23 protein-coding genes are annotated in these 26,833 nt (G+C 44.0%); 9 read left to right on the forward strand and 14 right to left on the reverse strand.

Features of this window, described 5'->3' with window-relative positions; genetic code table 11:
* Nucleotides 1–148 precede the first annotated feature (148 nt).
* From sps_RS05715 to sps_RS05730, 4 genes are all read right to left on the reverse strand, one after another.
* Nucleotides 149–568, reverse strand: coding sequence for a hypothetical protein (locus sps_RS05715; protein WP_077751649.1), 420 nt, complete (start codon nucleotides 566–568; stop codon nucleotides 149–151).
* A 118-nt stretch (nucleotides 569–686) separates the two neighbouring features.
* Nucleotides 687–3,668, reverse strand: coding sequence for a TonB-dependent receptor (locus sps_RS05720; RefSeq protein WP_237157998.1), 2,982 nt, complete (start codon nucleotides 3,666–3,668; stop codon nucleotides 687–689).
* A 78-nt stretch (nucleotides 3,669–3,746) separates the two neighbouring features.
* The gene (locus sps_RS05725; RefSeq protein ID WP_077751651.1) at nucleotides 3,747–4,547 is read right to left on the reverse strand and encodes a fimbrial biogenesis chaperone; all 801 of its coding nucleotides are present in this window, start codon (nucleotides 4,545–4,547) and stop codon (nucleotides 3,747–3,749) included.
* 144 nt (nucleotides 4,548–4,691) lie between these two features.
* On the reverse strand, nucleotides 4,692–5,159 hold the full coding sequence (locus sps_RS05730; RefSeq protein WP_077751653.1) for a hypothetical protein: 468 nt from the start codon (nucleotides 5,157–5,159) through the stop codon (nucleotides 4,692–4,694).
* Nucleotides 5,160–5,714: 555 nt separating this feature from the next.
* Here sps_RS05730 and sps_RS05735 point away from each other — a divergent pair.
* Entirely contained in the window at nucleotides 5,715–6,173 is a 459-nt protein-coding gene (locus sps_RS05735; RefSeq protein ID WP_237157999.1) for a hypothetical protein, read from the forward strand.
* A gap of 48 nt (nucleotides 6,174–6,221) precedes the next feature.
* Here sps_RS05735 and ruvB read toward each other — a convergent pair whose 3' ends face one another.
* The 6 genes from ruvB to sps_RS05765 all read right to left on the reverse strand — a co-directional run bounded on the left by ruvB (nucleotide 6,222) and on the right by sps_RS05765 (nucleotide 14,052).
* Nucleotides 6,222–7,241, reverse strand: a complete 1,020-nt coding sequence (gene ruvB / locus sps_RS05740) for a Holliday junction branch migration DNA helicase RuvB (protein WP_077751655.1) — start codon at nucleotides 7,239–7,241, stop codon at nucleotides 6,222–6,224.
* A 36-nt stretch (nucleotides 7,242–7,277) separates the two neighbouring features.
* Nucleotides 7,278–7,895, reverse strand: a complete 618-nt coding sequence (gene ruvA, locus sps_RS05745) for a Holliday junction branch migration protein RuvA (RefSeq protein ID WP_077751656.1) — start codon at nucleotides 7,893–7,895, stop codon at nucleotides 7,278–7,280.
* Nucleotides 7,892–8,413 carry a crossover junction endodeoxyribonuclease RuvC gene (gene ruvC, locus sps_RS05750; protein WP_077751657.1) on the reverse strand — a complete coding sequence of 174 codons (522 nt, stop codon included), beginning with the start codon at nucleotides 8,411–8,413 and terminating at the stop codon, nucleotides 7,892–7,894. The genes ruvA and ruvC overlap by 4 nt, the downstream gene beginning before the upstream one ends.
* Before the next feature lie 3 nt (nucleotides 8,414–8,416).
* Nucleotides 8,417–9,163, reverse strand: a complete 747-nt coding sequence (locus sps_RS05755; RefSeq protein WP_077751659.1) for a YebC/PmpR family DNA-binding transcriptional regulator — start codon at nucleotides 9,161–9,163, stop codon at nucleotides 8,417–8,419.
* 131 nt (nucleotides 9,164–9,294) lie between these two features.
* The gene (aspS, locus tag sps_RS05760) at nucleotides 9,295–11,082 is read right to left on the reverse strand and encodes an aspartate--tRNA ligase (protein WP_077751660.1); all 1,788 of its coding nucleotides are present in this window, start codon (nucleotides 11,080–11,082) and stop codon (nucleotides 9,295–9,297) included.
* Between the two features lie 171 nt (nucleotides 11,083–11,253).
* Nucleotides 11,254–14,052, reverse strand: coding sequence for a transporter substrate-binding domain-containing protein (locus sps_RS05765; RefSeq protein WP_237158000.1), 2,799 nt, complete (start codon nucleotides 14,050–14,052; stop codon nucleotides 11,254–11,256).
* A 149-nt stretch (nucleotides 14,053–14,201) separates the two neighbouring features.
* Here sps_RS05765 and cmoA point away from each other — a divergent pair, with 149 nt between their 5' ends.
* The 8 genes from cmoA (at nucleotide 14,202) to sps_RS05805 (ending at nucleotide 23,108) form a co-directional block, all read left to right on the forward strand.
* Nucleotides 14,202–14,936, forward strand: a complete 735-nt coding sequence (cmoA, locus tag sps_RS05770) for a carboxy-S-adenosyl-L-methionine synthase CmoA (protein ID WP_077751662.1) — start codon at nucleotides 14,202–14,204, stop codon at nucleotides 14,934–14,936.
* Between the two features lie 66 nt (nucleotides 14,937–15,002).
* Nucleotides 15,003–15,995, forward strand: coding sequence for a tRNA 5-methoxyuridine(34)/uridine 5-oxyacetic acid(34) synthase CmoB (gene cmoB, locus sps_RS05775; protein WP_077751664.1), 993 nt, complete (start codon nucleotides 15,003–15,005; stop codon nucleotides 15,993–15,995).
* A gap of 81 nt (nucleotides 15,996–16,076) precedes the next feature.
* On the forward strand, nucleotides 16,077–16,820 hold the full coding sequence (locus sps_RS05780) for an ATP-dependent zinc protease family protein (RefSeq protein ID WP_077751665.1): 744 nt from the start codon (nucleotides 16,077–16,079) through the stop codon (nucleotides 16,818–16,820).
* 11 nt (nucleotides 16,821–16,831) lie between these two features.
* Nucleotides 16,832–18,337 (forward strand): UUP1 family membrane protein, encoded by a 1,506-nt coding sequence (locus tag sps_RS05785; RefSeq protein ID WP_077751667.1) that lies wholly within the window; start codon nucleotides 16,832–16,834, stop codon nucleotides 18,335–18,337.
* 2 nt (nucleotides 18,338–18,339) lie between these two features.
* Entirely contained in the window at nucleotides 18,340–19,302 is a 963-nt protein-coding gene (locus sps_RS05790) for an alpha-L-glutamate ligase-like protein (protein WP_077751668.1), read from the forward strand.
* Entirely contained in the window at nucleotides 19,265–21,085 is a 1,821-nt protein-coding gene (locus sps_RS05795; RefSeq protein ID WP_077751670.1) for a M2 family metallopeptidase, read from the forward strand. The genes sps_RS05790 and sps_RS05795 overlap by 38 nt, the downstream gene beginning before the upstream one ends.
* Nucleotides 21,024–22,121, forward strand: coding sequence for a DUF3541 domain-containing protein (locus sps_RS05800; protein WP_077751671.1), 1,098 nt, complete (start codon nucleotides 21,024–21,026; stop codon nucleotides 22,119–22,121). Before sps_RS05795 ends, sps_RS05800 begins: the two co-directional genes overlap by 62 nt.
* A 69-nt stretch (nucleotides 22,122–22,190) precedes the next feature.
* Nucleotides 22,191–23,108 carry a LysR family transcriptional regulator gene (locus tag sps_RS05805; RefSeq protein ID WP_077751673.1) on the forward strand — a complete coding sequence of 306 codons (918 nt, stop codon included), beginning with the start codon at nucleotides 22,191–22,193 and terminating at the stop codon, nucleotides 23,106–23,108.
* Between the two features lie 42 nt (nucleotides 23,109–23,150).
* Here the strand turns inward: sps_RS05805 and sps_RS05810 are convergent, their stop codons facing one another.
* From sps_RS05810 to sps_RS05825, 4 genes are all read right to left on the reverse strand, one after another.
* The gene (locus sps_RS05810; protein WP_077751675.1) at nucleotides 23,151–24,533 is read right to left on the reverse strand and encodes a putative metalloprotease CJM1_0395 family protein; all 1,383 of its coding nucleotides are present in this window, start codon (nucleotides 24,531–24,533) and stop codon (nucleotides 23,151–23,153) included.
* 5 nt (nucleotides 24,534–24,538) lie between these two features.
* Entirely contained in the window at nucleotides 24,539–24,796 is a 258-nt protein-coding gene (locus tag sps_RS05815) for a chemotaxis protein (RefSeq protein WP_077751676.1), read from the reverse strand.
* 131 nt (nucleotides 24,797–24,927) lie between these two features.
* Nucleotides 24,928–26,043, reverse strand: coding sequence for a 2-iminoacetate synthase ThiH (gene thiH / locus sps_RS05820; protein ID WP_077751678.1), 1,116 nt, complete (start codon nucleotides 26,041–26,043; stop codon nucleotides 24,928–24,930).
* A gap of 24 nt (nucleotides 26,044–26,067) precedes the next feature.
* Complete coding sequence (locus sps_RS05825; protein ID WP_077751679.1) at nucleotides 26,068–26,832, reverse strand: thiazole synthase; 765 nt, start codon at nucleotides 26,830–26,832, stop codon at nucleotides 26,068–26,070.
* Nucleotide 26,833: the final 1 nt, after the last annotated feature.

The raw sequence follows: 26,833 nt of genomic DNA on the forward strand, positions 1-26,833 counted from the left end.
GAGTAGAGATTGCCGCATCAATGATTCAACCACGAAAGTGATAACAAAAAAGTAGATTGTAAATGAAAAGTTTTTAATGCCAAGATGAAATCATTTATTTTAATATGCAGCATATAAATAAGTGACCACTCAATTTATTAAAATGATGCTATTGGTAATTGACTTCAACCATATAACTAATTTGGTATTGGGTGAGTGTTAGTGGCTTTTGAAGGATTAGCTCACCACCGATGGAGATATCTAATCCTCCATCCTGTACCAGATACTTATCTGACTGAGTGCCATTAGAGAGTAATGGGATGAAACTGATGTCGCCGGCGTACACTGGTGATAAATGTATCATTACGCTCTCATCTGCAGCACCAGAGATATGGATCACACCAGGGCCCCATTCAGACTCTACACAAGCGTCACCGGATCTTAGATTCAATACCACTCTACATCGCGCCGACGCTAGATTAGCAATATCACCTAAATTAATGCTTTGAGTTTCGGCTATCTGCAGAGGCACAACAAGGTTAAAGCTTGTCTGACCGATGACTGATGCAAGAATAAAAGTCGTTAACATATAAAACCAGCAAAGTAAGTCTGATTTCATTATAGGAAGTAAATGTTCTGCTTGCTGTGAAACAGCTCAAAAGACACATCTTAGACGGTTAAGCATCGAGATCCTGGAGACTGGGTTATTATTCCAGTGTGATCCCTTTCAACTCAAGATAATCACCAGGTTTAAGCACCAAGTCTGTGGTTAACTTATCTTCGATAAAAATTTGATATGCACCAGGGAGTACACGGTCAAAAATAAAGACACCATCATATTCAACCCTAGTCTTGTATTCGCGATTCAGTGTTTGGCTTCTTAGTGTGACTAATAAGCCCATTCCAGGTATGAAATTACCGTCAGATAGGCTCATGACACTGCCTTCGAGCTCTGCTGTGTATAAGACAGGATACAAGATCTCTTGAATATTACCGGGGTGTGGATTAACTGTGATGGCTGTTGAAAGGGGCACAAGAAAAGGATCTGGAAGACTCAATTCTTTGAGTAATAGACGTTGAGGCCTTGTCGTTTGAAGATGGGTTATCAATAGCTCACCATCGCTATCTGTTGTATTGTCAAACTGACTATGGCCTGAAAAACTCAAACCACTCAAGGCTAATTCGTTTTCATTAAACACACCATCAGCATTGTCATCCTGAAATGCAATTATTTTGACTGCGCCTGTGTTGAGGTGGCTTACTCTGTCCAGTAGCCAAAGGTTAGATTCCGGCTGCCATAGCAGTGAACTGTTCCACTTTAATTGCGCGAACCAATCGCCATCGGAATAATTGTCCACCACAAAACGTAATGCGCTATGGTCGAATAGATAAGCAATTGAATTACGAATACTGAATGGATCATCATTTTGCGGATAGTAGTTCAATTCTACCTGGTAATTAAGCCTGTCATTGATTGATGAATTTGCATTCACCACCCATTGGTTTACTTCGAGATCAGGCGCAACAGCTAGGTCAAGATAACTTCTTAAATACCAATTCTGTACTCGTCCCGACGCAGCGACTCGATTATAGATCTTGTTTTCATTGGGAGAAGATTGCCACCTAAGATCATTGCTGTAGGAGATCCTATGATATTGGCCAGAGACCATAGCATTGAATTGTAGGAAATCACTGGCTAAGTTATGATCCTTCCAATTACCAGACAATGACCAGCTAAGATTTGCCATATTTAAGCTGCCACTTAAATTCAACTGAGCCTGCTGATTAAGCCTGTCATCTGGGTTTTCCCAACTGGCGAAATCATCGAAAAACTCCCAGTCGGCTAACCAGTCAATGTCACCGCCACTTCCCTGAACTATGATCCCAGTAGCAAAACCATCACCTGTCCCCGCATAATTAACTTGGATCAGGTTTTTTCCACCTAAGAAATTCATACTGAGCTTAGGGATAGTTAACCAATCATCTTCTGCAATCTCCTGTTTGACAATAGAGACCCCTGTCGTGAGGCTCTCAGTTACCGACCAATTTACATTGATATAATGTTGCTGCAAGTCATCTTGCTCTCTGAGCATGGAGCCGTAGCTAAACCCTAGGCTTCCTTTCTCTAATACTGAATTATCCAACATCTTGCTAAAAGATTCAGTTCTGGTCTCACCATTAGGACCAAAGAATCGTAATTGATATTGATTGAGCCCCATATAGTAAGGAACCTGAGTAAATCGATAGCGGGCATCGGAGCCGACCCTCTGTATTGAAATCAAACTATTATTTCGATAAAGCTCTACATCCCAGTCAGGCTCAACCTCCCCCTCGACTGTGATATAACGAAAATCCTCGGTAAAGCCCTTACCCGCGGTGACTCTAATGCCGACCCCTTCGCTTGATTCAGATATCAGCGGCATAGAATGGGACTCTATGCTACCAATACGATAATGTTTGACCCAAGAATCAGCTAATGTCTTCTCTATATAGGCATTGACCACTTCAGCAGTTTCAGACCAGGAATAACCAGCATAAACATTATGCCCGGCAATATCACTTCGAGCTTGAATAAACCCTTCAACCTGTGTGTTTTTGATATCACGTTGCTTTTGGGAAACAATACCGAGATCGAAACTCATGGCAAGATCCCCAATCATGGCATCTTCTCTTTTAATCTCTTTCACTTTTAACTTATTATTTAGATCCTGCTGAGCGGTAAAAATCTCATATCTTCGCTTTCTCTCATGTATCTGTGAAAGAGGAACTGATGCCGATTCGAGGATGGAAAAACGTTGCCTTGAGGGCTCAAATATTATTGTTAGCCCGAACATTTGTTCGATGACCTTGCTTTCAACATAGAGATCCCAGTCATCATAAAACACTCTGGTCTGTTTTATACTGCAGTCACTGCCATGTCCCCAAAACATCATCAGGTTGTTGCTAACATCGATTTTTTTCTCAGGGGATAGATACCATCCGCTGAGACTGCTTGAATCAACATCGAATTGAATGGGGAGCATAAGCAATTCTGCGAGAAGTTGCATCGGCAGGTACTGTTTTCCCTCCTCTTGATAAGCAAATAACTCATCACTCAATATCAGCTGACCATATTTAAGCTGACTGATGATAAAAAGCTCTTGAGAAGCGGGTGCATCTTGATATTGAATAGAACGAGGCTGACCACAGCCTATCGAATGACCGGATCCCGTTGGAACCGACTGCTGCGTCGAGTCACTCAAGGTTTTTTGAAAGGCTCCCTGTTCTACATTGCCATTTTTTCTATAGATAACACTTTCTTGAGAAGAGATTGATTTTACAATGACTTCTCCCTGAATGACCCTCTTTTGAACTGTGAGCAGCTTTTGGTTATATGTCGGCGGAGGCTGAAAATGAGGCTCAGCTGATTGTACTGGGATTATCTGAGTTCCAGGGATATCCAACACCTCAATAATATTATCACGCTTTATCTTGTAGCTATTAACAGGTGTGTCAACGTGGATGGGAGGCTCATTCGAAGCTAGACTTTCGTCTCCTATTAGTGCTTCTTTAGTCGAATTCGAGGCCATGCTGCTAGCTGTTTCGTCGAAAAACAGAGGATGACGAGATAAATCATCCACAGGACTGGATGGAAGGATGATCAACAGCAGATAACTGAGTAATAGCAAGAAGGAAAACAAAAAAAACATAGGCCATAACAACCCATGTTTTCTTTTATTATACTCGTTTCGGCTTGGCGGATTCATATCAAGTCGTATTGTTAATCACTAAATAACGATACGTTTTTCGATGATTTTTGCATCCTTCAGAGTCTTACTTTCCGTATAGCGAACGATGATTTCAGTGCCCTTCTTAATCTCTCTGGATAACTTTACCTGGAAGCTCCTTTTATTAAGCTCAGTGTAGATAGCCGCATTTTTTGCACTTCCCACACTTTCAAGTTGAGCCTTGCCCTCTGATATATTCTCAACAAATATTTCAATATCTCCATAGGTGCTGCGTTGTCCCTGACGAATGAGAGTGACATTGAGGCTGGCTTGGGCTTTCTCATCACTTACAGTATCTATCGTCACCTCTCCATTGAGGTCACCGACTCTTAAAATAACAGGAATGGAGATCCGCATATAGGCAGTAACTGAAAGGCTAAAGGTCTCAGCGTTATCATCACCGGCATTACTTGCAACTTCGGGCGTGAGGGGGATCTGATGAAAAACAATGTAGCTTCGGTACTCAGCGACAGGCGTATTTTTAGGCAACCTGACCGCCATCCTGACACGAGTACCTTGTTCAGGTTCTAGTGTCACTCGTCTTGGCGAATATCGAACAAACTGAGATAGTGCCGCTTTATTGTCTTCTACAGCACGATAACCGCCCTCGGCCAGTTGCAGTTTATCCTCGAAATAGATGTTATACCGAGCCGTATCCGAGCCTTTATTCACCAGAGAAAATACGCTACTGCGATGACTGGCATCATCCAGTTCTGCACGTGTTGGAGTGACAAGTAGATTTGCATCTGCATTAAAAACACAAAATAAGGCTGCAATGCAGCCAATAATAATTTTCTTCATAACATCGCCCAGCTAAATTATATGAAACACTTATTGAGTGATTCAGCGTTATTTTTGGTTAGCTTACTACGAGCAAAACAGTGCCCTTATTTCAAAACACCTTGCAATAAATGAATCATGCATTTGAAATAAGGGCAGTCTATCTTAGTAGATCACATCTACTGTGTAACTTAAGGCATGTGCACCCGCACTGGCAGAAGCGGCTAACACAGCAACTGTACCGCCCACTTTTAAGCTTGCAGTGTTAGCAGCGACTGTCACTGTAGGACTGGCAATCGTAGGGGTAAATGTTACACCCGCGACTGATGTATCGGCGCCAGAAAGAGAGATGTTCACAATACCGTTGGCAGCGGTAATGGTAAAGTCACCTGAGGCTGCAGTTGCACCGCCAGCAATACAGTTTGCACCTGTTGTGGCGTCGGCATAATCCAGGACACAGGATCCATCAATGGATACATCAATATCACCAAATTCCATTGCAGTAGCTTCAGTCACTGTAATTGGGTAAACCAAGTTAAAATTAGCAGTACCAGTTGTTTGAGTGGCACCAGCTTGGCTAGACAGTAACAACGTTGAAGCGATCAGGGTTGAGAGGAGTATTTTATTCTTCATAATAGCTTTCCAAAGTGTTCTTTTAGTTATTTTGTTCTCTTATGCCAATGAACATCCTTTATGCTCTACTTTTTCTTCCATGAGTAACATAAGTCGATGTTTAAAAGGCACTTTGAGCAGCGCCTTGTTATTACATTATCAAACTGGAAATATTTAGCAACACTTTAATTACAATTGACACGCTTATTTAACCATGTAAGGTGTAGCTATAACGTATTGAATAAAATAAACATATTCACTTACTATTAGTGTGTGAATATGTTTAAACATAAATTTTCTCTAATTACAGATGACTTATCTTCAAACACTTATGAAAAAATGAATGCTTAACGGGATAAAAGAAACCTATCTGTTTTTTTTAATATAACTTATACCTAAGCAATTAAATTATATGTTTATTTATAATAAAACGATGAGTTACTGCTAAAAAATAGCATTCAATATAGCGACTTCATGTTCTAACTAATAATAATTAAGAGATTCGTTATGCTCCGAATTACGCAATTATTCAAAATATATTCACAAGGTTGTTTTCTAAACCCTTCTACTAAGATAATGATGTCCATAGTATTACTCGGTCTTACATCTCTCTCTTTACCGGCAAGTGCAACCGTCACCATCACAGAGATACAGCCGCTGAAGTACCCATCCGTGATAAAAAACCTGACAAGCAGTACCACTGTGACAGTCAATTGGAAAGGTAAACTAGGCGGCTCCACCAATGCGACGCTTCTTGATAATGATTACCATCAAGGACGCTATCTGGTGACTTCAGATACCAGTTCACCTATTACCATTAATTTTTTTCAACTTGCAAATGAAGCTAAAATAAATTTAAAAACACTCAGAGTGAGATACAAAAATAAGACTTATAAGGGCTTCCCAGTGTCAGGTTTAGACAATCCTGGGCTCAATGGCGAATACTTAGACATAGGGGCTAAGATGGTTGCTGGGAAAAAAAGTTCTGAGGGACAAAAATATCCGCAATATACCTTAACTATCGAAGAGCAATGATGACAATCATCACTCTTCGCTGTATTTAAGCAATAACGAATTAAACAGCTAGTCTTTTTCTGGCTGAATGATATTAAAGTGCTGATAAGCACGTTGAGTGGCAATGCGTCCACGGGGAGTGCGCTGAATAAATCCTTGTTGAATGAGGAAGGGCTCCAGAACATCTTCTATGGTTTCTCGCTCTTCTCCGATAGCTGCGGCCAAATTATCTAGGCCCACCGGCCCCCCCATGAATTTATCTATGATAGCCAGCAAGAGCTTTCTGTCCATATAATCGAAACCTTCGACATCGACATCCAGCATATCTAAAGCGAGATCGGCAACTCGCTTATTGATTTCACCGTCATGTTTAACCTCAGCATAATCTCTCACTCGTCTCAATAATCGGTTAGCGATACGCGGTGTGCCACGAGAGCGTCTTGCCACTTCAAGAGAACCTTCATCATCGATAGGAAGATCGAGAACTTTGGCAGAGCGAGTCACTATGGTGCTGAGATCTTTGACATTATAGAACTCGAGTCTTAGGGGGATACCAAACCTAGCCCTTAAGGGTGAAGTTAATGCCCCAGCCCGCGTTGTCGCGCCAATCAGAGTAAATGGTGGTAGATCGAGTTTAATTGAACGAGCAGCAGGTCCCTCACCAATCATGATATCCAGCTGATAGTCTTCCATTGCGGGATAAAGTATCTCTTCGACCACAGGGCTTAGCCTGTGGATCTCATCGATAAATAACACGTCACCCGCCTCCAGATTCGTTAAAAGCGCGGCTAAATCACCCGCTTTTTCCAGAACGGGTCCGGAGGTCGACTTGATATTGACTCCCATCTCATTAGCCACGATGAGTGCTAAAGTGGTTTTACCCAAGCCAGGTGGCCCATAGATGAGCATATGATCCAAAGCTTCACCACGATTCTTAGCCGCTTGAATAAATACTTTAAGTTGAGCACGAGTCGCGTCCTGTCCTGTGTACTCGTCAAGTAATTTAGGACGCATGGCTCTGTCTATCTGCTCTTCATACTCCTCAACACCTTGAGGCTCTGCATGAATAATACGATCGGCTTCTATCATTTATCTCTCTTTAAATTACACTATCAAACAAGTTTGCTACAGCATCGACTTGAGTGATGACTTGATCAGTTCCTGAGAACTCATTCCATCCTGGTAGGCCGCTGATACCGACTTACTAGCCTGTGCAGGCTTATAGCCCAAGGCCAACAGAGCAGAAATTGCATCCTCTTCGGCAGTATTGACTATCTTAGACGGCTTATAGTTGCTCTTGAGCATAAACTCTCGCTCAGATCCCGCCGATGCTTCCATCAGACTCTTGAGCTTATCACGCATCTCTACCAGTAGGCGCTCGGCGGTCTTCTTGCCTACGCCTGGTAACTTGACTAAAGTAGCAATATCATCACGCTCGACACAGGCGACAAACTCCGCCGATGTCATACCAGACAAGATGGTTAACGCCAACTTAGGTCCAACACCATTGGTCTTAATCAACAATCGGAACAGAGCCCGCTCTTGCTTGGTTATAAATCCATAGAGAAGCTGAGCATCTTCACGTACCACAAAGTGGGTGTAGACTATCGCTTCTTGATTGAGTTCGGGGAGCTCAAAAAAACACGTAAGAGGCATCTGAACTTCATATCCTAGGCCACTCACTTCTATCAAAATTTCGGGGGCTTGCTTCTCGATGAGCAAGCCTCTTAATCGACCTATCATCTATATCGTCCATATGTTCTTTTGTTCGCCATTCCGCCTAAAGCTAACAGGCTTTGACTGGTATGAAAATGACAAATTGCGACACCTAATGCATCGGCGGCATCGGCTTGTGGGCAAGCCGATAATTTAAGAATTTGCTGTACCATGTGCTGAACTTGAGATTTCTGTGCCTTGCCCGTACCTACTACGGCACTTTTTATCTGTGTCGCCGAGTATTCGCCAACAGGAAGATTTGCATTGGTTGCAGCAACGATAGCAGCGCCTCTTGCTTGGCCTAATTTAAGTGCCGAATCGGCATTTTTAGCCATAAAAACACGCTCAATGGCAAATTCAGTAGGCTGGTACTGCCGAATTATTTCGGAGATACCATCAAAAATTTGTTTAAGGCGATAAGGAAAATCTTCTGAACTAGTTCGAATACAGCCACTTCCCAAGTATACGGGGTGCCGCCCATTTCGTTTGATCACCCCATAACCTGTGATCCTTGAACCAGGATCAATACCGAGTATTATTGACATAGGTTAATCTAATGTTTCCATCACTTCATCAGAGATCTCAGCATTATGATACACCTCTTGGACATCGTCATGATCTTCAAGATTATCAATTAACCGCAGGAACTTAGCAGCCGTGCTGGCATCCAGAGAGGCTTTAGTCGAAGGCACCATAGTCACCTCGGCGTTAACAGATTCAAGACCCGCAGCATCCAAGGCATCCTTGACTGCGCCAAAATCTTCTGGGCTAGTAAAGACGTCGATGGCACTATCATCATGGCTAACAACATCATCGGCACCCGCTTCTAAAGCCGCATCCATAACATTATCTTCATTCGTTCCTTCAGCAAAAGAGATGATGCCTTTCTTTTCGAAAAGATATGAGACCGAGCCGTCTGTCCCTAAGTTACCACCGGACTTACTGAATGCATTACGCACACCTGATACCGTACGGTTCTTATTGTCTGTCATGGTTTCGACCATGACAGCTGTGCCACCAGGTCCATAACCTTCGTACATGATGGTCTCTAATACTTGACCATCAAGCTCTCCAGCCCCACGTTTAATGGCGCGCTCGATAGTATCGCGAGTCATATTATTAGACAGTGACTTATCAATCGCTGCCCGTAATCTGGGATTAGAATCCACATCTGAGCCACCTTCACGGGCAGCGACGGTTAACTCACGAATGAACTTAGTAAAAAGCTTACCTCGCTTGGCATCCTGTGCTGCCTTGCGATGCTTGATGTTGTCCCATTTACTGTGACCTGCCATGTGAACGCTCCTTGATTTCGAAGAGAATAAATTACCGGATAAAGAAGTTAAAGAAGTTGAAGAAGTAAACGCTAAATGAGAATTGGTTCTGACTGGCAATAATAAGCCGAGTTGCCCCGGCTTATTATTTATTACTCTTGTATTTCTTTCTCTTCTTCGTCTTTGATGACGCTAATACCTAACTCGACGAGTTGTTCAGGATTAGCAAGCCCTGGTGCATTAGTCAAAGGACAAGCCGCAGTCGTCGTCTTAGGGAATGCCATCACATCACGAATAGAGGAAGCACCAGTCATCAACATGATGATTCTATCTAAACCAAAAGCCAAACCGGCATGAGGTGGAGTACCGTAGCGCAGTGCTTCTAAAAGGAAACCAAACTTCTCGTTAGCTTCTTCTGCTTCGATACCTAGAATACGGAACACTGCGGTCTGCATCTCACTGTTATGGATACGCACAGAGCCACCGCCGAGTTCACAGCCATTTAACACCATATCATAGGCATCTGAGATAGCCGCAGTTGGGTCAGCTTCCAGTTGCTCCGGCGTCATACCACTCGGCGCGGTAAATGGATGATGCATGGCATGCAGTCCACCATCTGAAGTGGGCTCGAACATAGGGAAGTCAACAACCCACAATGGTTTCCAATCACCCTTTAATAGATCAAAATCTTCACCGGCTTTTAAGCGCAGTGCACCCATAGCTTCAGCAACGATGTTTGCCTTATCTGCGCCAAATAAAATCAGATCACCGGACTTAGCATTCGTACGCTCAAGTAAGCCCTTAACAACATCTTCGTTAAGGAACTTAAGTACTGGTGATTGAATGCCCTCGAGGCCTTTATCAAGCTCGTTGACCTTCATCCATGCTAAACCTTTAGCTCCATAAATGGTGACATACTTGGCGTATTGGTCTAATTGCTTACGAGATAGCTTGGCACCACCAGGCACACAAATCACAGCCACACGTCCCTCTGGATCGGTAGCAGGTCCCTGGAACACCTTGAAGTCGACGTCCGTAAGTAAATCGGCAACATCGATAAGTTCTAATGGGTTACGAAGATCAGGTTTATCGGAACCGAAGCGTCTTATAGCTTCGGCAAACGTCATCCTAGGAAATTCACCAAGATCGACATTTAACAGCTCTTGGAAAAGACTACGCATCATCTCTTCAGTTTTCGCCATGACCTGCTCAGAGGTCATAAACGAAGTTTCAATATCAATTTGGGTGAACTCTGGCTGACGGTCTGCACGTAAGTCTTCATCGCGAAAACACTTAACGATTTGATAGTAGCGATCGAAGCCAGACATCATCAACAACTGTTTAAACAACTGTGGTGACTGAGGCAACGCAAAAAATTGCCCCTTATAAGTACGGCTAGGCACTAAATAATCTCGAGCGCCTTCGGGCGTCGCCTTGGTCAAGATAGGCGTTTCAATGTCGAGGAAGCCATTACCATCGAGGAATCGACGCACGGCACTAGTGACTTTAGAGCGGAAAACGATGCGTTCAGCCATCTCTGGACGACGCAGGTCTAAATAACGATATTTAAGTCGCTGCTCTTCCGTGTTGTGCTGATTTTTGTCCATGTTAATGGGCAGAGGTGCTGAGCTGTTTAAAATAGTTAAGCCTTTGCCTAAGATCTCAATCTCACCAGTACGCATCTGATCATTGATCTGACTATCGGGGCGAGCACGAACCAAACCCGTGATCTGGACACAAAATTCACTGCGCAGGCTACTGGCAACGTCGAACACTTCAGGTAAATCCGGATCATAAACAACCTGTACAATCCCTTCTCTGTCTCTTAAGTCGAGAAAAACCACACCACCAAGGTCACGGCTACGATTTACCCAACCCACTAGGGTCACTTCTTGTCCAACGTGAGACTTGTTAACGTCTCCACAATATTGACTGCGCATCTAACTCTTTCCTTTAATCCGCAAACCTATGGCTGAGGAATATTCTAATCAACACAAAAGCGGCATTATAGTAAAATATTACCGCTTACAAAACCACTTAGCCTCTAGTCGGCTAAGGATCAATCATATTCTGCTGAAATCTTGTGATTTCATCTCGAGTGAAAATCATTATCATGATGATTTATAGCAATTGCCACCACTTTGTTTCGCTCGATACATTAATTTATCGGCAGACTTGAGTAATTCCACCACATTGTCACCGTCTGCAGGAAACATTGCAATGCCAATGCTTACCCTAACGTTCAATTTTGTGTCCTCGCAATCAAAAGATTTTGCTAAATTAATGATAATAGTGTCAGCAACCTGACAAACCAGATCGAGATCTTTGGTTTTATTCAATATCACCACAAATTCATTACTGCCAAATCGCGCTAAGGTATCAGAGCGACGAATGCACCCACTCATCTCCTCTGCCACAAGTTTAAGTAGCTTATCACCCACATTGTGACCCATCTCTTTATTAACAGGTTTCAGCTCTCCAATATCGATAAAAAGGACGCCGAAGCTAGCCTGCTCTCGGCTATGTAACAAGACAGCCTGCTTCAGTCTGTCATCTAACAGACAGCGATTAGCAAGACCTGTCATAGGGTCATAATTGGTTAACTTACTCAACTGACTCTCAAGCTGGCTTCTTTTTACCCGCTCTTTTGCGAGTAATAATCTAAACACGAACAGGCTTGCAACCAATAGCAACAAGAAAAGAATGATGCTCAAACACCATTTAACAGTATCAGACTCACGAGGAGCAATAGCCACAGGTTGAATCCAATTCTGATAGATAGCTTGGCGTTTAGTTTGATCTAAGGTCTTAATGGCTAAGTTCATTAACGGTATAAATTTTGCGAGGGATGGATGCACACCAAAGTGACTGTGTTGCTCAGAGAAATCGGCTAACACAGACATTTTTAACTGAGCATAGTCGCCATGCTTAAGTGTTGAAGCCAAATTAATCGCCTTATCGACAAATGCATCGGCCTTGCCTTCCTTCACCGCATTCAAGCCGCTATTAAGATCAGTGACCAACACGAGTTCAATGCCATAATCTGCCCCCATTAATTGATTAACGAGTTGATATCCTTCAACTATGGCTAACCTTTGCCCCGCAAGTTGCTGTACATTAAAAATAGCCTCTCTTTCAATGGGGGTCGCCAGTGACCATGGAGAAGGCCAGTAGGGATCGCTAAATAATAAGGTCTTTTTTCTATCGGCATCTTCTGCAACACTTCCTGCAATATCGACCTCTCCTTCAATGAGCGCATCAATAAGAGATTGCCACTCATTAAATACTACAGGTTCAACATTGACTCCGAGTTGCCCAGTTATCACATCGACAACATCTCGGTTGATCCCGGAAAAAATGCCATCCTCACTGGAAAATTCCATCGGCTTCCAGTCTTTAAGATAACCCACTCTTATAGACTTTAATTCTTTTAGATAATCTAGCTGCTCACTGGATAAGAGCATCTTCTCAAGACGAGATTCAAAGATGCGATCTTGATGATTTAAGATCCACTTTCGTTCAATTTCGGCCAATTCTTGGGTTTCAATTAATTCAAAACCTGTCTTTAATCTATTCGATAAGCCTAAATTTTGCGGACTGGTTAACACATAGATGTCGGTGACAAATTCTAGCTCAGGAAACGGATAAAACTCTGACCATGCATCCTGTAGTACTAAGTAATGATGCGTCCAAGAGGAAGAGGCAACAAAACTGGTGATGTGGCCTTCTTTCGCCGCTTGGATCATGGCCGTCACCGAGTCATAAAGTTTGAGTTCGACATCGGGCAGCGCCAGCTTAAGTTCAGCAAGATAAGGGGCCGTTGGTACTGCACCAACTCTAGTTCCTTGGAGGCTCTGCAGTGAGTCAATGGGCTTTCCATAACTGTGCAACCTGCTTTTCACTTGATAGAGGAGCTGACTTCTCAATAACCCTGTTTTAAACTTATCACTCTCGGGGTAGCCAATATGCACATCGGCCTTACCTGACTTAACCTGATCTAGAGATTGATTAATCTCAGATGTGACAAAGGAAATAGGTATCCCGGTTTTCTCAGACCAGAGACTCCAGATGTCCACATAGAGTCCATGAGGCATATCATCTCCTCCAAGGGAAATGAATGGCTCTAGATTTGTCGTGGTTGCAATGGTTAACCCATTTTTCTGACGCTTTATGCCAATCCAATGTTCTTCGATTTCATCGAAGCGTCCTTTATCGATAGCCGCAAATCCTGCGTTAACTTGCCGCAATAACGCAACATTAGACTTATTCACAGCAGGCCTTAGAGAAACCTGTTTAATTAATATTCGATTAGAGAGTGGAAATAAACTGATGACCTGTTTGTTTATCTTTTTATTTCTCAGATAGCCCTGCATTCCCGCGAAGACCTTTATCTCCCCCTGTAACACTCCTTCAAGCAGTTCATGTCGGTTTTTATAGTGCTTAAATCTCATCTTCGGGCTCAGCTTCAGCAGTTCAGCCTCATGTGATGATCCCGAGACGATACCGATTTGATAGGGCGCTAACGCCTCAAAAGTGAGTCTCTGGGGCAAATCTCGGTGAAGATAAAGGTAAGTGCCGACATGACTAAGGGGTTGTGCGAAGGCAAACCTCTCGCGGCGACTCTGTGTCACCGCCATACCAATATGCAGATCTGCATCACCAACAGATAATTGTGCTAATGCGTCGGTCCAATGACGAGAAACAAACATGACGGGCCTTGCCGTTTGCTTGGACCATTCTCTCCACATATCCACCAATACACCACTAGGTTCGCCTTGCTCATCGACAAATTGATATGGATAACTGTCTTCACCCATCACTAAAATAAGCGGTTCAGCTTCATTCGCCCAAAGGGAAGCCGAAGAAAAAATGAGAGAGCAAACGACAATAACTAAGGTAAAATATTTCAAGTATCATATCCAAAAAGCTAAACATGTGTAAAAATCTTGTTATATATTCGCTATTAGACAAAACTTTACGAGAAATATCCAGTACTAGGCTTGCTGCATATACAGTTATTTCGATAGAATGAAACGTTGAATTTACACATTAAAAGCTAATGACTTCATCTCAAGATAATATCTATGCGCAGGCATGCGAAAACGTAAGCGACTTTCAGTTTGATGAAAAAGTGGCGGGCGTGTTTAATGACATGATAAAGCGTTCTGTGCCCGGGTATGGCCAGATTATTAACACTTTAGGTGCTTTCGCCCAAAGGTTTGCCACTCCCGATAGCAATATCTATGACTTAGGCTGCTCCCTTGGTGCTGCAACTTTGAGTATCAGGCGCCAGATCGATAACCGTAATTGTCAGATCATCGCAGTCGACAACAGCCAGTCCATGATTGAACGTTGCCGTGAGAATTTGACAGCTTATGTGAGTGGTACACCTGTCGACTTAGTCTGTGGTGACATCAGAGATATCAAAATTAAAAATGCATCCATGGTGGTCCTTAATTTCACTATGCAGTTTCTAGCCCCGTCAGACAGAGACGAGCTATTGAGCAAAATCTATCGAGGACTCAACCCGGGTGGCATCCTGATCCTTTCAGAGAAATTAAATTTTGAAGATGAGGCGATACAGACACTCTTATATGACCTTCACCTGGACTTTAAGCGGGCTAATGGGTACAGCGAACTGGAAATAAGTCAAAAACGCAGTTCTCTGGAAAATGTGATGAAGCCAGATAGCTTGTCACAACACGAACAACGACTGAGAAAACAGGGTTTCAAACATTTTAATATATGGTTTCAATGCTTCAATTTCGCCTCTATGGTCGCCATTAAGTCTTAGAACCTAAGTATAACGATAGATTTCGTTTATAATTTCCACTTCATAGCTTCACAAGGTGATAAGCAAGTGATTAGTTTCAGCTCCTTTTATAAACAGATTGCAGATTCAAGCCTGCAGCATTGGCTAGAAACATTGCCAGCAATACTGGGTCAATGGCAAAGAGAGCATAAACACGGCACCTTACCTAAATGGGAAAAGGTCCTGAATAAACTGCACTATCCTGAGCCGGACAACTTAGATCTAAAGGAAAGTGTCACGATTGGCTCCGGTAGCCAACTGAGTTCGGGTGAGCAAGATAAACTCGAAAACTTATTACGTATTTTTCAACCTTGGCGTAAAGGCCCCTTCTCTGTCCATGGCATAGAAATAGATACCGAATGGCGCTCTGACTGGAAATGGGAACGCGTGCTACCTCACCTATCGCCTTTAAACAATAGAACGATACTCGATGTGGGCTGTGGCAGTGGGTATCATATGTGGCGCATGCTAGGAGAAGGTGCTAAGCATGTCGTAGGTATCGATCCTGCCACACTTTTCTTATGCCAATTTGAAGCAATAAAAAGATTGGCAGGTGAACATCACCCTATCCATTTGTTGCCCTTAGGCATAGAGGAACTGCCTCCCTTAGACGCCTTCGATACCGTCTTTTCTATGGGCGTTCTCTACCACCGCAGATCACCAATGGATCATTTGTTTCAACTTAGGGACCAATTGAGAACAGGTGGTGAACTCATTTTAGAGACATTGGTTATCGATGGTGATGAAAACACCGTTCTGGTGCCTCAAGATAGATATGGCAAGATGAATAATGTATGGTTTCTTCCTTCAGCGGCTGCATTGGAAGCTTGGCTTAAGAAAGCCGACTTTATCAATGTAAGATGTGTCGACATCGATGTCACTTCATTAGCCGAACAAAGAAGTACCGATTGGATGCCCAATGAGTCCTTAGTGGACTATCTGGATCCAACGAATATCGACTTGACGATAGAAGGTTACCCAGCGCCTAAGCGTGCTACGTTTATCGCCACAAAAAACCAGCCTAATAAAGATTTAATTTAAGTTTATCTAGGCCTATATAAGTTCAAAGGTAAAAGCTTGAAACGATCCACCGGACTAAACACAATAGTAATGGGAAGCACTATGTTAAAGCAGATATTCTGTATCGCTGCAATTACGACCTTGGCAGGTTGCGCGTCTACAAATCAAACCGAAAAATTACCACAACCGATTGATGCTGCAGCATTAGAAATCAGCTTAGCGAAACAACAAGCCGATCTCGTTGCTGTCATAGATGAAAATACTCAGAAGCAAGCTGCAAGCAATACCGTGTTATCTACACAATTGAAAGCTCTAGAGACTCAGATAGCTCAAATTAAAATTGATCCCAAAGAGACGGTTGTCCCTGTTGCGCTGGAATGTCCTCCCTCCCCCTTAGGTGGCAAGTTCATATTGGGCGCGACAGAAAATGTCTATATCGATGAAATTAAAGCGAGCTTTAAGACCCGTATCGACACTGGAGCCGAATCTTCTTCTCTCGATGCTAGAAACATCATTTTATTTGAACGTGATGGTAAGCAATGGGTACGTTTTGATGTATTTACTCAAGGCAGCGATGCCCCAGCAGAAACCTTCGAATCGAGAGTTGAACGTTTTGTCCGTATCAAGCAAGAAGCCGATGAAAAAAGTGACCGCCGCCCGGTGATCCATGCACATTTACAAATTGGAAAATACAAGGCCGAGACGGATCTTAATTTAGTCGATCGTAGTCATCTCGATTTCCCTCTCTTGCTAGGACGTAAATTCATGCAAGATATTGCCATAGTCGATGTGGGACAAACATTTATCCATGGAAAAAAACAGGCTCCCGCAGCCATCAATAAATAGGAATAGAGTTAATGCATTCTAAGAAACCCTTTTACATACTGGTAGCCCTGTTATTCATTTCAGGCATAGCAACCAGTGTTTTTCGTGGTATAGAGCACAATGTTCCTTTCTTGCCCGGTAAACAAGTCCAAAGCTGGGGCGTCGAGGCAAAAGTCCGATTCCAAGGTACCGGCGAACCAGCAGAAGTCTCATTCTCACTGCCAAACGATCCAGCATTTGAAATTTTAGTTGAGAATGCCAGCTCACCGGGCTTTGGATTATCTATCACTGATGAGCCGCAAAACAGACGTGCAATCTGGTCGATTCGCTCGGCTAATGGCCAGCAAGATCTTTATTATAAAGTCACCCTGATCCCCACAGGGAGCACCACGATTAAAGCGCAGGGCATCCCAGAGGTTACCGATACTTATATCTGGCCAGCAACAGAGAAGTTAGCAGCAGAACAAGCCATCGAAGAGGTCTGGGCCAAGAGTGCAACGAATCTCTCTTTCGCTAATCAGCTTAATAAGGCCTTCAATGCTAGTGAGCGAAGCCAGAATATCGAATTGCTCTTAAGTAGCAACTCCCCTAGTAAGCTTTTTGTGCGTATGCTCAATAGCAAAGGGATACCCGCTCAAGAAGTCAGCGCCTTATACCTTGAAGATCAACGACGCAGACAACAGCTAACCAACTTTGTAGAAGTCTATAATGATGGTGAGTGGCACCTCTTCAATCCTAACGATGGCACCCAAGGCCGCCCTGACAATCTGCTTTTGTGGGATAGATCGGGTAAATCGACTCTCGATGTGATCGGTGGCATCAATTCTCAAGTCAACTTTTCAATGCTTCAGGATACCCGCTCGGCCCTAGCCACCTCATTGGATGTGATGAACAACCAAGGCACACTTGATTTTTCCTTGTATCAACTACCTCTCGAAGAACAGAGCCTGTTTAAGGGTATCTTGTTGATCCCTATTGGCGTGTTAATGGTAGTGTTTCTTCGCGTCATCGTGGGTCTTAAGACTTCCGGGACGTTTATGCCTGTATTGATTGCACTGGCATTCATTCAAACAACACTGTTAACCGGTCTAGTTGGCTTTATTCTAATCGTTGCTTGCGGCTTGATGATCCGCTCCTATCTTTCACAGTTAAACCTTCTGCTTATCTCCAGGATATCGGCGGTGATCATCGTCGTTATCGGTATCATAGGCCTGTTTACCTTGCTGTCATATAAATTTGGCCTCAGTGAGGGATTAACCATCACCTTCTTCCCTATGATCATTCTTGCCTGGACCATAGAAAGAATGTCTATTCTTTGGGAAGAGGAAGGACCTAAAGAAGTTGTTTTACAAGGCGGTGGTAGCCTGTTTGTCGCCACGCTAGCTTATTTGGCAATGAGTGCGCCTTGGATACAGCACTGGGTATTTAACTTCTTGGGAATTCATTTAGTTATCTTGGCTATCGTACTACTCATGGGTCAATATACCGGCTACCGTTTACTCGAACTTAGACGCTTTAAACCATTGGCTGGAGAATAAACATGAAGTTCTCATTTGCCAAGCCATCGGCTCTACGCAGCAAGGGTGTCCTTTGCATGAATAAGCGTAACATCGACTATATTGGTCGTTGTAATCCACGTAAATTCTACAAGCGAGTCGATGATAAATTAACGACCAAACAACTGGCATTAGCAAACAACATCGCCGTCCCTTCCCTTATTGGGGTCGTACGGGAGCAACATGAAATCGAATCTATCCCGGCCATGGTCGCCTCAGAAGATGGTTTCGTTATCAAGCCATCTAAAGGCTCTGGTGGTAAAGGGATCTTAGTCATCACTAAGGTGGAAGCGGGTCGTTACTATAAACCTAACGGCCAAGAGGTCACACCTTCTGACGTCTATCGCCATGTATCGAACGTACTCAGTGGCTTGTTTTCTTTGGGCGGCAATCCCGATGTGGCTATCGTTGAGGGGCTTATCCAATTCGATCCGGTTTTCGATGGATACTCCTATGAAGGCGTGCCGGACATTCGCCTCATTGTTTATAAAGGCTTCCCCGTCATGGGCATGTTACGTCTGTCGACAGCCGCGTCCGATGGTAAGGCTAACTTGCATCAGGGCGCCGTAGGCGTTGGCGTCGATATCGGCACAGGTAAGGGGTTGCATGCTGTGCAGTTCGATGAACCCATAAATTTTCATCCTGACACCAATAAGAAGCTCACTGATATTGAGGTGCCTCACTGGGACTTCTTACTTCATACGGCTTCTAAAGCTTATGAGATGAGTGAGATGGGCTATTTAGGCACAGACATGGTGCTTGATAGAGTACAAGGGCCATTACTACTTGAGCTCAATGCGCGCCCAGGGCTCGCCATACAAATAGCCAATAACCGAGGGATTTTGCCCTATCTGGATAATGTGGACAAACTGGGCAATCATAATATGACGGTGGATGAACGTGTTGAATATGCTAAAAAGCATTTTTGTCATAGCGCTCAGCTCTAATCTATTAATCATTACGGCGGTCAATGCCGCCGTATCTCCTCTGCCTTTACTCGTAGAGCAATGCTTGCAACTGCAGTCACCAGGCAATGCCCTTGTAATTGGCTCACGAGCATCACACATCAATTCAGGTGAAAGTCCCCAAACCGATAACCTGCTTATCGAGCAGAGTCACGACTTTGAAGCCTCCCTACAAAGCCTATTTAATATCAAAGATAGGTTGCAATATTACCGGAGCTACCCTCTACCTCCCCACTATCAGGAAAGTCTGTTGCAATGTCAGTTGCACATGGCAGATATGATGGCAGAGATACTGGATTCGCCTTGGTTGACACAACTAACCCGTCAGTTAGCAGATGACGACAACGACAAAGAACTCTCTCAGCTCCTGACCAGACTCAATGCTCTCGAGGACAATCATCTTTCTTTAGCCCAAAAGTCCCAGCTGTACACGGCTCAAGCCAGTATAAAGCAAGGGTTAAGAACCCAGCAACTGACATTAGAATTTTCTGAGAAAGATTGTCAATTACACTCAGACTCAAGTAATAAAAATGGCGTAAATAAACTCGAAGGTGACAGTGAGAAAAAGCTCTCAACAGCTCCCAAATCTAGTAATGCTTTTAATCTCAGTATTGCAGCTTACTTAATAAAACAAGGCGATCCAGTCTGTCAAAAACGTGTTTGGCAAGCCTACCAAGGGCGTGCAAAGTATAAGAACCGACCGCCTCTCGAGCGGATCTTGCAGCTAAAAACCCTACATGCACAAGAAAAAGGGTTTCCTGACTATGCCAGTTTCTCTCTGGCTAAGCAGTTTCTATCTACCCCTGAGTTAGTAAAAGCATTTTTAGACACGCAAACAGAGGTTGCCCCCACTCCACCCTGGAATTTGGGTCATCATCTGGCTCTATCTAAACCCATGCCCACCACAAAAGTAGCTGGAGAAAAGCTAGTAGATAAGATACAGGAAAGAGCCAAAACCTTAGGTTTTAGTTTTGAAACTGTCTCTGGAAATATCGATAGAGTCTGGTATTCAGGTAGGCTATTAGGGGACATATTTAAAGAAACTGCCAAGCGAAGCAAGGTACATCTATTAAGATCGCCAGTTTTAGGCCGTCAGTTCGGCCAAGTTCAACTGTCAATGAAGCAAGAGCTTAGTCATATCAAAGATAAACAAGACCTGATAAAGGCATATGCCTCAGCACTTTCAGCTTTATCTGGCAGTAGCCATTACTATCTGGTCAATACAATGGGTGAGACGCTCGATACCAGCAATATTGAGGAACGTTGGCTCGCTTTATATCTAGCAGAAGGCATTATCGAACCTTATACCGCGCTAAGCCGTGAAGGCACCATCACCCGCTTTGCCAGACAGCTGAAAGTGTTCAGGGCAAAAGTCGCGTTAGATTTTTATTCCCCACGGGGCCTTAAACCCTATAAGAGTCTCGAGAATGAGTTTACTGCATCATTCGCTGGACAATGGGCACGCTCTGAAGATTATCCATATAACTTTTACGCAATCGTCACCACCGGTCCCCTGTACTACCAGGAGCTTTGGCAAGCATCACTATCTCAATTCATCTACCAATCTACAAAACACTGTAAAAATCAACACAGTGTGTACAATACTCTAGTGATCAATGAAGATTCTAAAACATTAAATCAAAAGCTTAAAATATTAGTCGGTGACCCTGTCGATGCACTATCTCTCATTAAAAGGATACAAGATGGCTTTTCTTACCAAGAAATATCTTCTCAAGATCAGTACACTTTCACTTGCCCTATTTAGTCTGGCTGCTGCGAGTTCAGTAACTGATGTAAACCAGACTCAAAACGATGCAGTGTATCAAGGCATAAAGAACAACCTCGAACAGCACCTTTATCAGCTGCCCCCTCGCGTACAGGGCCATTATGGGATCCGTCTTTACCGCATGACGGGTGATGAAAAATATGCCAATGCAGCGCTTGTCGACCTCTATGCTGTCACCGAATCCCAAGCCTTCTATGCCTGTTCTCTCGATAAACCTGGCTTTATCACATCTGAGGCCGAAAAAGCCATTTCAGTGCTAGGAAAAGGTCCTAGAGCTAAAGCTAGAAAGAAAGCATTAGAGCCCTTCCCGGAGTTTCTGTTTTACACCGATGTATTACTCAGATTCTCGAGTCGTATCGATGAGTTTGGCTTAACGGGCCCATGTAATGACAAATTAATTTCGGCGCTGAAGAAAGCTGACTTAAAGACAGGGCTAACCGACCAAGCCATGATTAAGTCCTGGGCAGCGCAGTTAATCAATTACGCCTATTGGGCTAAACAGCTCGAGGTTGGAGACTATGTCAATGAGTATAAACAGGCCTTCATTGCCGTGTACCCAAACAACAAGGATAGCGAGCTCAATAAGAAGCAGTACCGTAACAAGCTATATGGTCTCACCCACTTCATCTTTGCGGCGAGTGAATACTATCAGCATGATGTAGATCCTAAAGAGTTTGCCTGGATTTTGGACTACTTTGAAGACAATATCGATCGTATATTAGAAGATGCCACCGACGACATCATTGCCGAAGTGGGAATAAGTTTCCACCTGGCAGGATTATCTAACAACCCTGTGGTAGCTAAAACTCAGGCCCATATTGTGGATGCCTTCGATAAAGACGTGCAGTTTATTCGTTCACCTATGGGAAATCCTGACTTAGCACTGGGTGAGCACAGGAATGTCTTGGCTATGATGTTACTCAATTGGCCACAAAAACTGCATAAGGGACCTTATTTCACCGAACTCAAGGCCACCAAGAAGTACATGCCCAAACAGGTATCGGTTAAAAAGTAATGACAATGGCCTGATATTCAGGCCATTTTTAATTCAAACATTCATATCAGACCTTAACTCGGATTAAACATGGATAGAGCTAAATCAACCTTAGAACAATGGCGAATACTACAAGCCGTCGTCGATTTCGGTGGCTATGCTCAGGCTGCTGCGGCCCTAAGTAAAAGTCAATCGTCTCTTAACCATGCCGTTGCTAAACTTCAATCTCAATTAGGGATCCAACTACTTGAAGTCAGAGGACGAAAAGCCTATTTGACCGAGCAAGGTGATGTCTTGCTGAGACGTTCTAGGCACATCACCCAGTCTGTGGCTGAACTTGAGCTGCTCGCCAATAATTTAGAAAACGGATGGGAACCTAAACTGACGATAGCGAGAGAGATTGTCTACCCCATGGATATGTTAGTCGATGCTCTGGCGACTTTTCAGCCACAGAGTCGAGGCACTCGCATCACCATCATAGATTCAGTGATCAGCGGGACACATGATCTAATAAAAGATCAAGCCGTCGATATCGCCATATGTGGCGGTGTTCCGCCCAAGGGCTATATCTCAGAGCCACTGTGTGAACTAGACTTTCTGCTGGTTTGTCATCCTGAACATGCATTAGCCCAGAATCCAAATATTCAAGATGATCAAACCTTGGCCCAGCACCTGCAAATAGTGATAAAAGATACGGGACAATCGACCCATATCGATATTGGCTGGTTAAAAGCGGAGCAGAGATGGACCGTATCCAACTTTCATGAAGCATTAGCCATTTTAAACAGAAACCTAGGTTTTTGCTGGATACCAAGACACTTGGTCGAACCCTTACTCTCCCAAGGACGTCTGTGCCAGTTAAATTTAAAGGGCAATAGCCATAGAAGAGTCATGATGAGTCTGGTTATTCCAAACCGAGATGTTCAAGGGCCGGCTTCAGAGCTGTTAGAGAAGATCATAATCAGCAAGCATCAAGAAACTCATGAGATAGACGAATCAGCACGTTAATGCTTTGATTGATATTAGTGTTTGAAACTGATTTATCCTTATTTATACTGATTGGTAAAAGGAGTCAGCCTTAGCATCTTGTGTAAAAGCATTGGTGGCGTAATGTTTCGCGACACGTTCAGCTCCAAAAGATAGGGTGCCAGTCGACAGCTCAACGGGGGGCGACTCTGAACTAGCTTCAGAACTCGGATCGGCACTTGAAGGTATCTGCTCGTTAATCCGCTCAATCAAAGGTGACAGAGTAAAAACATCGTCAAGAGATGAGGGAGAGTCGACCAAGGACGATGAAATAACACCATTTTCATCGATCTCACCAAAAACTTGCGGTTTATGTGGCTCAGGAATGACCTGTCCTCTAATCGCACTCTCGGCACTAATTAATGGCTTCATCTCATCTAGATTTAATGGTTTCTCCTGACGCACATCGATGAGCTGAGCCTTAGCATCATTGAGTTTTTTCAGTGCCTCGGATGCCACACGAATATCGGCCATCGAAGGATTAGTGGGTGCCATTGCTGCCGCATAGACCTTTTTCATCTTGTTAACCGTCGCAAGGGGATCCCCCACTACCACGGCAATGTCTATCTGTACTTCGCCGTCAACCGCATAACGGCGGCCATCGCTACCCTTTTCATAGCTAAATTGTGGACTTTGCGCCAAATTCCCACCGACTGTAGAGTGCGCCTGTTCATGGGCTTTCACTTCTGCATCACGACTCGACAGCTCCTGAAGTAATTGCTGCTCAAGTAATACAATTGCTTCCCTTTTCGCCTCTTCGTTTTTAGTATCGGGCTCATCAGTGTTAGCAACTTGTTCAGCACCTGCAAAAGGTCTAAAAATAGCTTCTTTCTCGTCTTCACCTACTCCATCAGACGGGAAAGCACCGGTATTTCGTCGTTCCTGGTTAACTTCCTGCCCTTGACCTTTATTGGCTTGTGAATGATCGAATGGACTGATATTCGATTGAGGTTCACTCATAGCATTATGTGAGCTAAATCTGGGGAATGCCTCAGTCCCATGACCCGTGCCCTTTACTAACCCTGCCACAGACAATGGGCCTAAATTAAGACTAAAGCTTACCTGAGACGAGTTTGAGCCTGATAAATTGCCACTAAGGTTACTATCACTTGAATTAGATATAGATGTCGAATTTACGCCAAAATTAATCTCAGAGACTAAATCTGATGGCCCACGGCTTAAATCTACGATATTTGATGAATGGAGACGCACCGTTTTATCTAAGCCTAAAGTTGAATCAGTAGACTTAAGGTGCGCAGGACTGTTTATGGTGGGAATGGGCGTAGCAACTTGGGCACTTAACTTAGTGCTAGTCACTGAACTTGTCTCAGCTGAATTCGCCGATAGGGATATCGGCGAGACTCTCGCGCCAACTGGTATATCAGGTGAAGCGCTCACCCCTAACATGACAACTATACCTCTAGGTTAATAATAGTACCTAAGGTCTCTGATGATGCCTCTATCACTTCGACGGCAGCTTCACCTTGCTGCTCAGCCTCTACCGCAGAGACAAGGGCTTGTGTTTGATCCACTTCTTCAACAGGCCTTGCTTCATCGGTTTCGAGATTAGCATTCGCAGGTTTAGCAACATCGATAGTCGCTTGAGTCAGTCCAGACTGTGCGCTTTGTAAGCCAGCCAGTCCCGATGCATAACTTGAAGGAATTTCCATACCTTTAGCTCCAATATTTACTTGGTGTTAGTTCAATTATTAATCAGCACCAGATAAAAGTACAGCGAAACGATAGGCCTTGAAGTTATATAAACCCAAGTTATACACGATTAACCGTGTCGAAGCGTTATCTATCCCGCCACCCAGGCTGATTCCCAATCTTTCCACACAGGATTTAATCCCCTTCGCTTCATCGCATGACTGACCTGAGCTGGTGTTCTCTCATCACTGATCTCAAACTGATCTAGCTGAGTATCCGGATTAACATAACCTCCTGGTTGAGTCGAGCTGCCCGCGCTTAAGTGGGTTATACCCAGTGGAAACAGGTTATCTCTGAGTTGTGGCGCCTCTCGGGTGGATAAACTAATATCCAACTGCTGATTAAATAATCTAAATGCACAGATGAGTTGTACCAAGCCTTTATCTGTCAACTCAGCTTTAGGGGCTATCCCACCAGTACAGGGCCTCAACCTTGGTAATGATACACTGTAACGGCTACGCCAGTACTTAGACTCGAGATAAGCAAGATGATGGCCTAACAAAAGTGCATCCAAGCGCCAATCATCCAGGCCTAACAGTACCCCTAGCCCGATTTTGTCAACCCCGGCTTTGGCAACACGTTCGGGCGTATCTAAGCGATAGGCAAAATCTTTTTTCTTCCCTCTAATATGATGCTCAGCATAAGTCTGGGGGTTATAGGTCTCTTGATAGATCATGACGGCATCAAGACCTAAACCCACCAGTTCGCTGTATTCATCCTCGGCCAATGGCTGAACTTCCATGGCTAAGTAACTGAACTGATGCTTTACCTGAGGTAAAACCTGTTTGAAGTAGTCGATACCGACTTTTGTTTCATGTTCTCCGGATACGAGCAAGATGGAGTCATAACCCAGTTTTTTAATCACCGCCATCTCAGCATCGAGTTCCGGACCAGTTAATGTCTTGCGTTTCAGCTTATTACTCATACTAAAACCACAATAATCACACTCATTGGCACATAAATTCGACAAGTATAGGGGTAAAAACATACCTATATTGGCCCCGAATCTCTGTCTTGTCAGACGAACTGACTGCTGAGCCATCTGCTCGATATAAGGTTCTGCGGCCGGTGATAGCAAAGCTAAAAGGCTATTGAGATCCCCTTCGGGCGAATTGAGCGCACGCTCAACATCACCACTCGTAGCCGAATAGAGTGCCAATTTTAATTTATCCCGGGAGATCCCCTGAAGATAAGTTAGGAAACTCATGGGCATATTCCGATAGATTCACATTTAATCATTAAGAAATCCTGTCAATGGACTGGTTTCACTCGCCACCGAGTTCACCTGACCTAAGCCAGCAAGATAAGCCTCTCTTCCAGTCTGTACCGCAGAGGCGAAACAGCGGCCCATGGCGACCGGATCTCGGCTACTGGCGATGGCAGTATTGACCAGTACAGCATCGGCGCCGAGCTCCATTGCACGTGTTGCCTGAGAAGGCGCACCAATGCCGGCATCCACAATCACAGGTACCCTAGCTTGTTCGATGATCATTTTAAGAAAAGTTTCTGTTACTAAGCCTTGATTGGATCCGATAGGGCTGCCTAATGGCATCACGGCGGCGCAGCCAACTTCTTCGAGTCGACGGCACAGTACCGGATCGGCATGGACATAGGGCAAAACGATGAAACCTTTATCACAAAGGATCTTAGCCGCTGCTAAGGTTTCGATAGGATCTGGCATCAGATACTTAGGATCGGGGTGGATCTCAAGTTTTATCCAGCTCGTATCCAAGATTTCTCTGGCAAGTTCTGCCGCGAAGATCGCTTCCTTGGCATTTCTGGCCCCGGAGGTATTAGGCAAGAGTTTAACTCCACTGCTTAATAAGGGTTGTAAAATATCATCGCTGCCCGATTTTAGATCGAGTCGCTTCATCGCCATGGTTACCAGTTCTGAACCCGAGCACTCGATCGCTTCTAACATGGTTCTTGGTGTCGAAAACTTTCCAGTACCGGTAAGCAGTCTGGACGAAAATTGATGATCGGCAATCTTTAACATC

The sequence above is a fragment of the Shewanella psychrophila genome, assembly GCF_002005305.1.
In the GTDB taxonomy this organism is placed as follows: Bacteria; Pseudomonadota; Gammaproteobacteria; order Enterobacterales; family Shewanellaceae; genus Shewanella; species Shewanella psychrophila.